The 13506-nt window shown below is 64.8% G+C and carries 10 protein-coding genes; all 10 read left to right on the top strand.

What is annotated here, in order from left to right:
• Positions 1 to 5: 5 nt before the first annotated feature.
• On the top strand, positions 6 to 1190 hold the full coding sequence (gene flgJ, locus BLS61_RS16500; protein WP_090432656.1) for a flagellar assembly peptidoglycan hydrolase FlgJ: 1185 nt from the start codon (positions 6 to 8) through the stop codon (positions 1188 to 1190).
• Positions 1191 to 1199: 9 nt separating this feature from the next.
• Positions 1200 to 3245, top strand: a complete 2046-nt coding sequence (gene flgK / locus BLS61_RS16495; protein WP_090432654.1) for a flagellar hook-associated protein FlgK — start codon at positions 1200 to 1202, stop codon at positions 3243 to 3245.
• 68 nt (positions 3246 to 3313) lie between these two features.
• Positions 3314 to 5002, top strand: coding sequence for a flagellar hook-associated protein 3 (locus BLS61_RS16490; protein WP_090432652.1), 1689 nt, complete (start codon positions 3314 to 3316; stop codon positions 5000 to 5002).
• Positions 5003 to 5207: 205 nt separating this feature from the next.
• Positions 5208 to 5978, top strand: a complete 771-nt coding sequence (gene rfbF / locus BLS61_RS16485; protein WP_090432650.1) for a glucose-1-phosphate cytidylyltransferase — start codon at positions 5208 to 5210, stop codon at positions 5976 to 5978.
• A complete protein-coding gene (rfbG, locus tag BLS61_RS16480) occupies positions 5969 to 7036 on the top strand; it encodes a CDP-glucose 4,6-dehydratase (protein ID WP_090432648.1) in 1068 nt (355 codons plus the stop codon). Before rfbF ends, rfbG begins: the two co-directional genes overlap by 10 nt.
• Positions 7029 to 8351 (top strand): lipopolysaccharide biosynthesis protein RfbH, encoded by a 1323-nt coding sequence (gene rfbH / locus BLS61_RS16475; RefSeq protein ID WP_090432646.1) that lies wholly within the window; start codon positions 7029 to 7031, stop codon positions 8349 to 8351. Before rfbG ends, rfbH begins: the two co-directional genes overlap by 8 nt.
• Positions 8351 to 9037, top strand: coding sequence for a sugar phosphate nucleotidyltransferase (locus tag BLS61_RS16470; protein ID WP_090432644.1), 687 nt, complete (start codon positions 8351 to 8353; stop codon positions 9035 to 9037). The genes rfbH and BLS61_RS16470 overlap by 1 nt, the downstream gene beginning before the upstream one ends.
• 2 nt (positions 9038 to 9039) lie before the next feature.
• Positions 9040 to 10404 carry a GHMP family kinase ATP-binding protein gene (locus BLS61_RS16465; protein WP_090432642.1) on the top strand — a complete coding sequence of 455 codons (1365 nt, stop codon included), beginning with the start codon at positions 9040 to 9042 and terminating at the stop codon, positions 10402 to 10404.
• Positions 10401 to 12296: an N-acetylneuraminate synthase family protein gene (locus BLS61_RS16460; RefSeq protein WP_090432639.1), complete on the top strand. Its 1896-nt coding sequence runs from the start codon at positions 10401 to 10403 to the stop codon at positions 12294 to 12296. Before BLS61_RS16465 ends, BLS61_RS16460 begins: the two co-directional genes overlap by 4 nt.
• Before the next feature lie 10 nt (positions 12297 to 12306).
• Positions 12307 to 13503 carry an FkbM family methyltransferase gene (locus tag BLS61_RS16455; RefSeq protein ID WP_090432637.1) on the top strand — a complete coding sequence of 399 codons (1197 nt, stop codon included), beginning with the start codon at positions 12307 to 12309 and terminating at the stop codon, positions 13501 to 13503.
• Positions 13504 to 13506: the final 3 nt, after the last annotated feature.

Below are 13506 nucleotides of genomic sequence, written 5' to 3'. Positions count from 1 at the left end.
GCGACATGGATTCCCGACTCTCAGCCGGTCTGCTCGGCAACGGCAAAAGCCCCATCGACAGCGGTGCCTTTACCGACCTGAACCGCCTCAACCAGTTCAAGGTGGGCGGCGATACCGAGCAGAACATCCGCAAGGTCGCTCAGGAGTTCGAGTCGCTGTTCATGAACGAAATGCTCAAGGCCATGCGTTCGGCCAACGCCGCGTTCGGCGAGGGCAACTTCATGAACAGCAACGAGAGCAAGACCTACCAGGACATGCACGACCAGCAGCTGGCAGTGACCCTTTCCAAGGAAGGGCGCGGCATTGGCCTGGCCGACGTGCTGGTGCGGCAGATGTCGAAGATCAAGCAGCCCTCGAGCCGTCCCAATCCCTTCGCGCAGATCGAACAGCCGGTTGCCGCGCAAAGCGAAGCCAAGGCCGAGAAGGTGGCCACATCCGAGGGCTTCCGCGACGATGTCGCGCTGCTCAATCGCCGGCGCCTGGCTGTGCCGGGCAAGCTGGCCGATCGTCTGCTGGCCGGTATCGTGCCGTCGGCGGGGGAGGGCGAGGGCAAGGCGCTGGCGGGTAATGACTGGATCCCGGCGCAGAGCAGCGCTGCGCCCAGGGAGGCAGGGCTGAGCCTGGCCAACAGCGATGCCCTGACCGGCCGCCGCATCGCCCAGCCGCCGCTGGCGCCGGGCAAGGCGGCGTTCAGTTCGCCGCAGGAATTCGTCGCCACCATGCTGCCGATGGCCGAGGCCGCGGCCGAGAAGATCGGTGTCGATCCCCGCTATCTGGTGGCCCAGGCGGCACTGGAGACCGGCTGGGGCAAGTCGATCATCCGTACCGGCGACGGCCAGAGCAGCCACAACCTGTTCGGAATCAAGGCGCATGGCGGCTGGCAGGGTGACTCGGCACGGGTGCTGACCACCGAATACAAGGGCGGCAAGCCGGTCAAGGAAGCGGCCAGTTTCCGTGCCTACGAATCCTACGCGCAGAGCTTCGACGACTACGTCAGCTTCCTGCAGAGCAACGGTCGCTACGACAAGGCGCTGAACGCCACCGAAAACCCCGAACGCTTCGTCAAGGAACTGCAGCAGGCCGGTTATGCCACCGACCCCAACTACGCGCGCAAGATCTCGCAGATCGCCCGCAAGATGCAGACCTACCAGACCATCGCCGCCGCCGATGGCACCACCACGAGGAGCTGAGGCTGAACCATGGCTGACCTTCTGAACATCGGTCTGTCGGGCCTTTCAGCGAACAAGACATCGCTGGCGGTCACCGGCCACAACATCGTCAACGTCAACACGCCCGGCTTCTCCCGCCAGGAGTCCGTGCAGGCGACGCGCATACCGCAGTTCAGCGGGGCCGGTTACATCGGCTCCGGCACCACGCTGGTGGATGTACGGCGCATCTACAACGAGTTCCTCAATACCCAGGTACGCAGCAGCACCGCGCTCAACAGCGACACCCAGGCCTACCTGAGCCAGATCAACCAGCTCGATTCCCTGCTGGCCGGCAGCACCACCGGGGTCACGCCCGGACTGCAGCGGCTGTTCGCCGCCCTGCAGACCGCCGCCGAGGACCCGGCCAACATTCCGGCGCGGCAACTGGCGCTGTCCGAGGCCGAGGGCCTGGCCAAGCGTTTCAACACCATCTACGACCGCCTCTACGAGCAGAACGCCTTCCTCAACAAGCAGCTCTCGGCGGTGACCGACCAGATCAACCAGCTGGCCACCTCGATCGCCGGTTACAACGATGCCATTGCCGTGGCGGCCTCCAACGGTCAGGCGCCGAACGATCTGCTCGACGCCCGCGAAGAGGCGGTGCGCAAGCTGTCCGAATTCATCGGCGTGACCGTGGTGCCGCAGGACGACAACTCCTACAACCTGTTCATCGGCTCCGGCCAGCCGCTGGTGGTGGGCAGCAAGGCCGCCCGTCTGGAGGTCACCCCCGGGCAGTCCGATCCGCTGCGCAGCGAGGTCCAGTTCGTCAGTGGCAACTCGCGCCAGGGCATCACCTCGCTGATCACCGGCGGCGAGATGGGCGGTCTGCTGCGTTATCGCCAGGAGGTGCTGGACCAGTCGTTGAACGCCGTGGGGCGCCTGGCGCTGTCGGTCACTGACCAGATGAATCGTCAGCTGGGCCAGGGCCTGGACCTCAACGGTCAGTTCGGCAACGAGTTGTTCCGCTCCATCAACGATCCGCTGTTGCTCAGTCAGCGCAGCCTGGCGCGGGTGGGCAACAGCGACACCTCGGCCAACCTCGCCGTCACGCTGACCGACACCTCGCGGCTGACCACCAGCGACTACGAGGTGCAGTTCACCAGCGCCACCGAGTACGTGGTGCGCAGGGTGTCCGACGGCACGCTGTTCCCGCCGACCCCGGCGACCTTCGACATCACCACGGTGCCTGCGCCGGAGGTGGACGGCTTCTCGCTCGGCGTATCCAGCGGCACCTTCGCCGCCGGCGACCGTTTCCTGGTGATGCCGACCCGCAACGCCGGTCGCGATATCCGTGCGGACATGAAGAACCCCGAGGAACTGGCCTTCGCCGCGCCGCTCAAGGCCGAGACCAGCCCGGCCAACATCGGCACCGGCAGGATCACCCAGCCCAAGCTGCTGACCGAGATCAACATCTACGATCCGGCAGCCCAGGCGGACCTGGAAACCAGCCTGCGCAACGCGCCGCCGCTGCGCATCGTGATGGGCGCCGGCGGCGGGGCGACGCAAAGCTATGACGTCGTCGACATCAACGGCAACGTGATCGACACCGGCAGCATCGTGCCCGGACAGGACAACGCCCTGACCATCAGCGTACCGGCCAACCCGCCGGCGGTTCCGGCCGCGTTCGATTACCAGGTGACCATCAGCGGGCGGCCCCAGGCGGGCGACAACTTCTCGGTGTCGTTCAACACCAACGGCGTGTCGGACAACCGTAACGCGCTGAACCTGGTCAACCTGCAGAACAAGTCGGTGATCGGCGTCAACCCGGGGGCGCCGACCACCACGGGCTCCAGCTTCTCCGACGCCTATGGCGATCTGGTCGAGCGGGTCGGCACGCTGACCAGCCAGGCGCGGGTCGACAGCCAGGCCACGGCGGCGATTCTCAAGCAGGCCACCGACAACCGCGACTCGGTCTCCGGGGTCAACCTGGACGAAGAGGCCGCCAAGCTGATCCAGTTCGAGCAGTACTACCAGGCGTCGGCGCAGATCATTCAAGTTGCGCGCAGTCTGTTCGATACCCTGATCAATACATTCTGATAGCCACCCTCCCGCAGGCGGGAGGGTGAAGCCTGTTCAACCGACAGGCGTTGCAAGAGGCAAGCCCCATGGTCATGCGCATCTCATCCATCCAGGCATTCAACAACGGCGTTTCCGGCCTTGGGCGCAACTATTCCAATCTGATTCGCACCCAGGAGCAGATCAGCAGCGGCAACCGCATCCTCACCCCGGCGGACGATCCGGTGGCCTCGGTACGTCTGCTCCAGCTCGAGCAGCAGCAGGCCGTGCTCAAGCAGTACAGCGACAATCTGACGGCGGCCAAGAACAGCCTTTCCCAGGAAGAAACCACGCTCAACTCGATCAACACGGTCATGCAGCGCGTGCGTGAGCTGGCGGTGCGCGCGGGTGGTGGTTCGCTGTCGGCCGAAGACCGCAATTCCATCGCCAAGGAGCTGGCCGAGCGCGAGGCGGAGCTGCTCAACCTGATGAACAGCCGCAACGCCCGCGGCGAGTACCTGTTTGCGGGGAATCTGGGCAAGACCGAACCCTTCGTGCGCAACCCGGACGGCACCTACTCCTACTTCGGCGACGAAGGCCAGCGCAGCCTGCAGGTGGCCAGCTCCTCCAGCGTGGCGATTAACGACAACGGCAAGCGCCTGTTCGAAAGCGTCACCAATGCCAATCGTGTGGCCAACGCCAACGGCATCAACAATCCGGCGCTGCCGTCTCCGCCCTTGCCAGCCACTACCATCCCGGCCGTGCCGGCCGATCAGCAGCGGGTTTTCATATCCCCGGGGCTGGTGGAGGACGACCGCTCGTTCAACAGCAACTTCCGCAGCGGCGAGCCGTACTCGCTGGCCTTCGTCAGTGGCAGCGAATTTCGCATCTACGATGCCAGCGGCGCCGACGTGACCTCGGAAATTCCCGGCGGCGGCAAGATCGATCCGCTGGTCAATGGCGGCAACGTCATCAACTTCCGTGGTATGCGCTTTCAGCTCGATGTCGCGCTGAAGGAAGGGGACAACCCCCTGGACCTCGACAATCTGCTGGCCGATATCCAGCCGCCGGCTACCGCCGGTTCGCCCGGCATCGGCACCCACAGTTTCACCCTGCAGTCGGCGCCCACCGAGTTTTCCGTCACCCGGGCTTCCACCAATGGCTCGGCGGCGGTGGTGGCCGGCGGCAATATCGTCAACCAGGCGGTGTTCGACAGCCAGTTCCCCACCTCCGGCGTGGTCCTGCGCTTCACCGACGACAGCAACTACGAGGTGTTCGCCCAGCCCGTCGGGCCGAACAGCCCGGTGCTGACCACCGGTACCGTCACCGGCCCTTATCCGGCCAGCTTCACCGTCTATGGCGCCGAGTTCACGCTGTCCGGCCCTGCCAGTGCCGGCGGTGGCGACCAGTTCGGCGTGCAGCCGCAGTTCCAGGAAAAGCGCAGCATCCTCAACACCATCTCGCGGCTGCGCCAGGCGCTGGAGTCCTCGCCGACCTCTCCGGCAGGCAACCTGGCGGTACGCAACGAAGTGGCCATCGCCCTGAAGAATCTAGACAACGGCATGGGCAACGTCGATGAAGTGCGAACCGAGATCGGCGCGCGCCTCAACCTGATCGAGACCACGAGCATCGACAACGAGGACGTGACCCTGGTGAACAAGTCGGTGCAGGCCGAACTGCGCGAGCTGGACTACGCCGAGGCGCTGTCGCGCCTGTCGTTCCAGACCATCGTGCTGGAGGCAGCGCAGCAGAGCTACGTGAAGATTGCAGGGCTCAATCTTTTCAATCAGTTACGCTAGTTTCCAGCCTAGCCGCCTTCTGCTCGGGGCTGTTACGCTCACGCCCCGGACGGGAGGCCTGCAGGCGTTCATCGCGCGACTTTTCGCTGCGTCGTACACTCGCCAGATCTATCCTGTAAATACGGCATGTATATTGCTCCGAGAGTAATACCAACAGGTTAAGGTCAATGAATTGTCGGTCAGTAAGGACGACCCGGGCGAATCTATGAAAACAGTCATTCTGGCCGGCGGCCTAGGCACGCGCATCAGCGAAGAGTCTCACCTGCGGCCCAAGCCGATGATCGAGATTGGTGGCAAACCGATCATCTGGCACATCATGAAGATCTACTCCCATTACGGTATCAACGATTTCGTGATCTGCCTGGGATACAAGGGCTACGTGATCAAGGAGTACTTCGCCAACTACTTCCTGCACATGTCCGACGTGACCTTCGACATGGCAGAGAATCGGATGCATATCCACAACCGTCATGCCGAGCCCTGGCGTGTGACCCTGGTCGACACGGGCGAGAGCACGGCCACGGGTGGCCGCCTCAAGCGCGTACGCGATTACCTGGGCGATGAAACCTTCTGCCTCACCTACGGCGATGGCGTTGCCGATATCGACATTCCGCAGTTGCTCGACTTCCACCGCAGCCACGGCAAGCTGGCTACGGTGACTGCGGTGCAGCCGCCTGGCCGCTACGGCGCCCTGGACGTACAGGGGCAGCAGGTGCAGGGCTTCCAGGAAAAACCCCTGGGCGATGGTGGCTGGATCAACGGCGGCTTCTTCGTGCTCGAGCCAGGTGTGCTCGATTACATCGAAGGCGACGACACCACCTGGGAATACGAACCGATGCGTCACTTGTCCGAGCGAGGGCAATTGATGAGCCATCTGCATCGTGGCTTCTGGCAGCCGATGGACACCCTGCGTGACCGTGTGCTGCTCGAGGAACGCTGGAAGAGTGGCCAGGCGGAGTGGTGTGTATGGCCGTGAAAGCGGCGTTCTGGGCCGGTCGCCGAGTCCTGCTGACCGGGCACACCGGCTTCAAGGGCGGTTGGCTGGCGCTGTGGCTGCAGCAACTGGGCGCGCAGGTGCATGGCTATGCGCTGCCCGCGTCCACCGAACCGTCTCTATGGCAGGTGGCCCAGCTGCAGGCGCTGACGCCTGGCACCTTCGGGGATATTCGCGATGCCCGGCGTCTGGCCGATGTCGTCACTGACTTCGCACCCGAAGTCGTCCTGCACCTGGCGGCTCAGCCACTGGTGCGTGAATCCTACCGTGCACCTGCCGAAACCTACGCCACCAACGTCATGGGTACGGTCAATCTGCTGGAGGCGCTGCGTCGCTGCGACAGCGTGCGTGCGGTGCTGGTGGTGACCAGCGACAAGTGCTACGAGAACCGCGAATGGCTCTGGCCATACCGCGAAGGTGACGGCCTCGGTGGGCATGATCCTTACAGCAGCAGCAAGGCCTGCGTCGAATTGTTGTGCGCCTCCTGGCGCGAGTCGTTCCTGCGCGAATCCGGCATTGCCCTGGCCACGGCCCGGGCGGGCAATGTGATCGGCGGCGGCGACTGGTCGGCGGATCGCCTGCTGCCCGACATCCTGCGAGCCTGGCAGGCCGGACAGTCACTGACGCTGCGCTATCCGCAGGCCGTGCGCCCCTGGCAGCACGTGCTCGAGCCGCTGCACGGCTATCTGTGCCTGGCGCAGGCCCTGATCGAGCAGGGTGAGGCGGTGGCCTCGGCGTGGAACTTCGGCCCCGACAACGAGGGGTTGGTCAGTGTCGGCGAGCTGGTCGAGCGTCTGGCCCAGCGCTGGCCCGGTGAGGCGCGCTGGACCGTCGAGGCGAGTGGACAGCCGCACGAAGCGGGCTTGCTCGCGCTGGATTCCAGCCAGGCGCGTTCCCGCCTGGGCTGGCGACCACGCTGGACCTTGCAGCAGGCCATCGAACGAACCCTCGACTGGCACCAGGCCTGGCAGGCCGGCGAGGACATGCAGTCATTCAGCCGCGCGCAGATCGCGGCCTATCAGGGCGAACCCCATGAGTGAACAGACGGCGCAAGCGCTGCGTCAGCAGATAGCCGAGCTGGTGGAGCGTTATGCCGAACTGCAACTGGCACCGACCGCCTTCGAGGCCGGCCGCGACGCCGTACCGCCCTCCGGCAAGGTGATCGGTGCTGGCGAGCTGAAAAACATGACCGAGGCGGTGCTCGACGGCTGGTTGACCACCGGGCGTTTCAACCAGGCCTTCGAGAAACGTCTGGCCCGTTATCTGGGGCGCCGTGGCGTATTGACGGTCAACTCCGGCTCCTCGGCCAACTTGCTCGCCTTCTCCGCCTTGACCTCACCGCGTCTGGGCGACCGGGCGATTGGCAAGGGCGACGAAGTGATAGGGGTCGCCGCCGGTTTCCCCACCACGGTCAACCCCATCCTGCAGTTCGGCGCGGTGCCGGTGTTCGTCGACATCGAACTGGGCACCTACAACATCGACCCGACGCTGGTCGAGGCGGCCATCGGGCCTCGCACCAAGGCCATCATGCTCGCCCACACACTGGGTAACCCGTTCAACCTCAAGGTCATCCGCGAGCTCTGTGATCGCTATGGTCTGTGGCTGATCGAGGATTGCTGCGACGCCCTCGGCTCGACCTACGAGGGTCGCCAGGTGGGCAGTTTCGGTGATCTCGGCACGCTGAGTTTCTACCCGGCGCACCACATCACCATGGGCGAGGGCGGGGCGGTATTCACCGACTCACCGCTGCTCAAGCGCATCGTCGAGTCCTTCCGCGACTGGGGCCGCGACTGCTATTGCGCACCGGGCGAGGACAACACCTGTGGCAAGCGCTTCTGCTGGCAACTGGGCGAGCTGCCGGAAGGCTACGACCACAAGTACACCTACTCGCACCTGGGCTACAACCTCAAGATCACCGACATGCAGGCCGCCTGCGCCCTGGCGCAGATGGATCGCCTCGACGACTTCATCAATGCGCGCAAGCGTAATTTTGCCTGGCTCAGTGAGCGCCTGGCCGGCTGCGCCGAGCAGTTGATCCTGCCACGCGCGACGCCCGGTAGCGATCCGTCGTGGTTCGGCTTCCCGCTGACCCTGCGCGACGGTTGCGGCATCGAGCGGGTCGGGCTGCTGCGCCATCTGGACGAGCAGCGCGTGGGTACGCGCCTGCTGTTCGCCGGCAACCTGACGCGTCAGCCTTACATGCAGGGGCTCGAGTACCGGGTGTCCGGCGAGCTGAAGGTGACGGACAAGATCATGCACGACACCTTCTGGATCGGTCTGTGGCCAGGTCTCTCCGAGGACCATCTGGAGCATGCGGCGCGCAGCCTGGAAGCTTATGTGCGGAGGCTGCGCTGATGCGTGCCTACGTGCTCTGCGGTGGTTTCGGCACGCGCCTGCGCAGCGTGACGGACACGCAGAAGGCGCTGGTGCCGGTGCATGGCGAGCCCTTTCTGGCGCGCGTACTGCGCCAACTGGCGCGGGCCGGCATCAGCGAGGCGGTGCTCTGCGCCCACTACCGGGCCGAGCAGGTGGCGGAACAACTGGCGGCTCTGGCGCACGACGCCGGGCTGCGGCTGACGCTGGTGGTCGAGGCCACCGCGATGGGCACCGGCGGTGCCTTGCTCAATGCGCTGCGTGAGCAACCCGCGCCGGGCCGATACCTGGTACTGAATGCCGATACCTTTCTCGACGCCGAGGGTTATCGGCTGATGGTGCAGGGGCAGGGCAACGCGCTGCTGGGCGTGCAGGTGGATGATCGCAGCCGTTACGGCAGCCTGGAGGTGGATGCCGCTGGCCGGTTGCTTGCGCTGCGGGAGAAGGGCCGAGAAGGGCCGGGCCTGATCAATGCGGGCGTCTACGCTTTTACCTGCGAAACCTTTGCGAGCGCCACCGTGCGCGCGTGCTCGATGGAGCAGGAGCTGCTGCCCGAGTTGCTGGCCCGCGAAGCTGTGGGTGTCATCGAATACGGCGGTCGCTTCATCGATATCGGCACGCCGCAGTCGCTTGACCGATATGCCAATGATTTCCGCATGGAACCCTGATCATGAGCCTGCTCGTGCAAACTCTCAGCATCCGCGAACAGCAGAGCATCCTCGACGCCGTCGAATGCATCGAGGCCGGTGCCCTGCAGATCGCCTTCGTGGTGGATGAGAGCATGCGGCTGCTGGGGGTGGTGACCAACGGTGACGTGCGCCGCCATCTGCTGCAGGGCGGCAGAACCGACGAGGCGGTGACCGCCTGCATGAACCAGGAGTTTCGCTCGGTGCGGATCGGCGCGCCGCGTGAGGATCTGCTCAAGGCCTTCGACCTGGGGCACAACGCCCTGCCGGGCCTGGACGAGCAAGGCCGCCTGGTGGAGGTGTATACCCGGCAGATGGCCGCCAGCGCCGAGGTGCCCGTGCTGGCCCGTGCCCGTGCGCCGGTGCGCATGAGCTTCTGCGGTGGCGGCGCGGATCTCACCTACTTCTTCATCGATCACTCGGCGGCGGTGCTCAGCTGCACCGTGGGCCTGTATGCCCATGCCACCCTGATCCCGCGTGACGATGGGCGTATCAGCATCTATGCCGAAGACCTGAGCCGCGAGGAGCACTACAGCTCCCTGGCCGAGTTGCTGGCCGCGCCGGAGAAGAGCCTGCTGGCCACCATCGTCGCGGTGATCAAGCCCAAGTACGGCTTCGATCTCTACCTGCGTTCGGACTTTCCCGTGGGCTCTGGCCTGGGCGGCTCCTCGGCCGCCACCACCGCGACCATCGCCGTGTTCAACGAGCTGCGCCAGGATCGCTGGAATACCTACGAAATCGCCGAGCTGGCTTTCCAGGCCGAACGCCTGTGCTTCGGCATCGCCGGTGGCTGGCAGGATCAGTACGCCTCGGCCTTCGGTGGTTTCAACCTGATCGAGTTCGAGAACCAGCGCAACCTCGTCCATCCCATTCGTCTGGAAGACTCCATCCGCAACGAGCTGGAGTCCTGCCTGGTACTGTGCGATACCGGCATCTCCCATGACTCCGGGCGCCTGCACGAACTGCAGCGCGAGGAGATCGAGGCCGAGTTGTCGCAAACCGAGCTGCTCAGCGCCAGCGTCACCCTGTGTCGACGCATGCACCATTTCCTCATCCGCGGCGAACTCAAGGCGTTCGGCACCTGCCTGGACGAGGCCTGGCAGTTGAAGAAGCGCTTTTCCTCGGCCATCAGCGATGGTCGACTCGATGAAATCTATGCGGCCGCACTGGCCGCCGGGGCCTGTGGCGGCAAGCTGCTGGGCGCCGGTGGCGGCGGCTTTTTCCTGTTCTACGTCCAGCCCCAGCACCGTCAGCGCGTGGTCAGCGCCGTGGCCGCGCTGGGCTGTCAGACCCAGAACTTCCGCTTCGAATCGAGCGGCGTGACCTCATGGCGAACGAAAATCCAATGACCCACTTTCTCATCGACGGCTTCCCGCTTGGCGGCGAGCGCGTCTACGTCATCGCCGAAGTCGGCAACAATCACAATGGCTCGCTGGAGCTGGCTCGGCAGCTCGTCGATGCCGCCATCGACGCTGGTGCCGATTGCGTCAAGTTCCAGCTGCGCAACCGTGACGCGCTGTATCGTCGCAAGGCAGACGGTTCGCGTGCCGAAGACCTTGGCGTCGAGTACATTCAGGACCTGCTGGACAAGGTTGAACTCAGCCTCGACGAGCACCGCCAGGTGCGCGCCTATTGCGCGCAGAAGGGCATCACCTACCTGTGCACGCCCTGGGATGAACCCAGCGTCGATGCGCTGGCCGAGTTCGACGTGGCGGCGCTGAAGATCGCCTCGGCGGATCTGTGCAACCCCTACCTGATCGCCAAGGCCGCCAGCCTGGGCAAGCCGCTGATCCTCTCCACCGGCATGTCCTTCGAGCACGAGATCGTGCGCGCCATCGAGCAGCTCAAGGCCCTCGGCACGCCCTTCGCCCTGTTGCATTGCAACAGCGCCTACCCCGCGCCCGAGGCGGATATCCAGCTCGGTTACCTGCGGCGCTTGCAGGAACTGCACGGCCTGATCGGCTATTCCGGCCATGAACGCGGCATCGCCATTACCCTGGGTGCGGTGGCGCTGGGTGCCAAGCTGGTCGAACGCCATATCACCCTGGATCGCGGCATGGAAGGGCCGGATCACCTGGCCAGCCTGGAGCCGGGCGAGTTCCGCCAGCTTGTTGAGGGCATCCGTCAGTTGGAGCTGGCATTGCCCTGGCAAGGCCCGGGCCGCCATGCCAGCCAGGGCGAGCTGCTCAACCGCGAGAACCTCGGCAAGAGCGTGATCGCCGCCCGTGACATCGCCGAAGGCACCGTCATGGACGCCTCGATGCTGCGTATCGCCAGCCCTGGCCAGGGCCTGCCGCCGTATCGTTTGCCGGAGCTGCTGGGCAAACCGGCGCAGCGCGATATCGCCCTGGGCGATTTCCTTTTCGAGAGCGATCTGCAGGAGCAGCAGGCCGAGCAGACGCTGCACTTCCAGCTGCCGATTCGCTGGGGCGTGCCGGTGCGCTATCACGATTTCCTCGATTACCGTGGGCGCATCAGCCCGGATCTGTTCGAGTTCCACCTGTCCTACCGCGACCTCAGCCTCGAGCCGCAGCCGTTTCTCGCCGAGGTCGCCTGTTCGCGCCTGGTGGTGCACGCGCCGGAGCTGTTCGAGAACAGCGAGCTGCTGGATCTGGCATCGGACGACCCGGCCTATCGCCAGCGTTCCATCGACAACCTGCAACGGGTGGTGGACGCCACGCTGCAGATCGGCGAATTCTTCCCTCAGGCCGATGCGCGCCTGATCGTGGCCAACATCGGCGGTTTTTCCGCCGACGAACCGCGTCCGCTGGCCATGCGCCCGGAGCTCTACGAGCGCTTCCACGAGGCCTGCCGTCAGGTGGATTTCGCCGGTACCGAGCTGATTCCGCAGAACATGGCGCCGTTCCCCTGGCACTTCGGCGGTCAGCGCCACCAGAACATCTTCATGATGCCCGATGAGCTGGCGGCTCAGGCGCGCGAGCATGGCCTGCGCCTGTGCCTGGATCTGTCGCACCTGCAGATGACCTGCTTCCACTTCGGCCTTGATTTCCAGCAGGCACTGGCGCTGCTGTTGCCGCATTCGGCGCACCTGCATGTGGCCGATGCCAAGGGCATCAACGGCGAGGGCGTGCTGATGGGCACCGGCGACATCGACTGGCCGGCCACCTGGGCGCAGATTCGCCAGTACCCGCAGGTCAGCTTCATCCCCGAGGTCTGGCAGGGGCACAAGGACCACGGTGCGGGCTTCTGGTCGGCCTTGCACTATCTGCAATCACTCTGAGGCCGCAGTCATGCATGCCGATCTTATCTCCCAGCGTCTGGAACGACTCCTGAGTGAACCCCTGGAGTCCGTGCGTGATCGTCAGGCCAATACCCTGGAGCGTCTGATCGGCTCGCTGGATGGGCCTCTGGTGCTGTTCGGGGCCAGTCATCTGGGGCGCCGCGCGCTCGCGTTGCTCAAGGAGCTGGGCTGCCCGCCCTGCGCCTTCCTCGACAACAATCCCGCCCTGTGGGGGCAAAGTATCGAGTCGGTGCCGGTATTCAGCCCGGCACAGTTCGTCGCGCAATACACCGGCGAATTGCCGGCCGTGATCTGCACCATCTGGAGCGGGCACATTCACGATTGCATGGCTGATCGCCTGATGCCCCTGCAGCAACTGGGCTTTCAGCGCATCGCCCTGTTCGGCCACCTGGCCTGGCGTTATCCGGCCCAGTTGCTGCCGCATTACTGCATGGATCTGCCCGAACATGTTCTCGAGGAGACCGAGGCGATCCGCCGGGCATTCGCTCTGCTGGACGACCAGCCGTCACGCCAGCTGTTCGTCGATCACATCGAGTGGCGCCTGCATCTGAATCACGATCTGCTGCCGGTTTCTTCTGCGCGGCAGATCTATTTCGACGCGTCCTTCAGCACGCATTTCGCCGATGAGGTGGTCTTCGATCTGGGTGCTTTCAATGGCGATACAGCCGAAGGTTACCTGGCAAGCGGACGCAGTTTTCGCGAGTACCACTGTTTCGAGCCAGTGGCCCGCAACTTCGCCGCACTGCAGGCCACTCTGGCGCGTCTGGCGCTGCCTGGTCTGTACGCTCATCGTCTGGCGGTCGGTGACCGCCGTGGCGAGGTGCTGATAGAGGCGGGCAATGGCCCCTCGTCCAGGGTTGGCATGGGTGACGAGCGCGTACCCATGACCACGCTGGATGACCTGGCTGCGCAGGGTACGCGCCCGACCTTCATCAAGATCGACATCGAAGGGTTCGAACCACAGTGCCTGGCGGGCGGCCGCAAGCTGATCAGCGAGCACCAGCCGCTGATCGCCGTGAGCGTCTACCACGAGCAGAATCATCTGTGGCGTATCGCGCTGCAGTTGCACAACTACAACGGGGCCTACCGTTTCAGGCTCTGCCCTCACGTCAGCGATGGTTGGGATCTGGTGCTGTATGCCGTCCCGGCTGATCGTGTTCCCGCCATTTCCAGTTGTGAGCCATGACCC

This window comes from Ectopseudomonas guguanensis, assembly GCF_900104265.1.
GTDB classification, from domain to species: domain Bacteria; phylum Pseudomonadota; class Gammaproteobacteria; order Pseudomonadales; family Pseudomonadaceae; genus Aquipseudomonas; species Aquipseudomonas guguanensis.
This window is presented reverse-complemented; position numbering and strand designations above follow the sequence as displayed.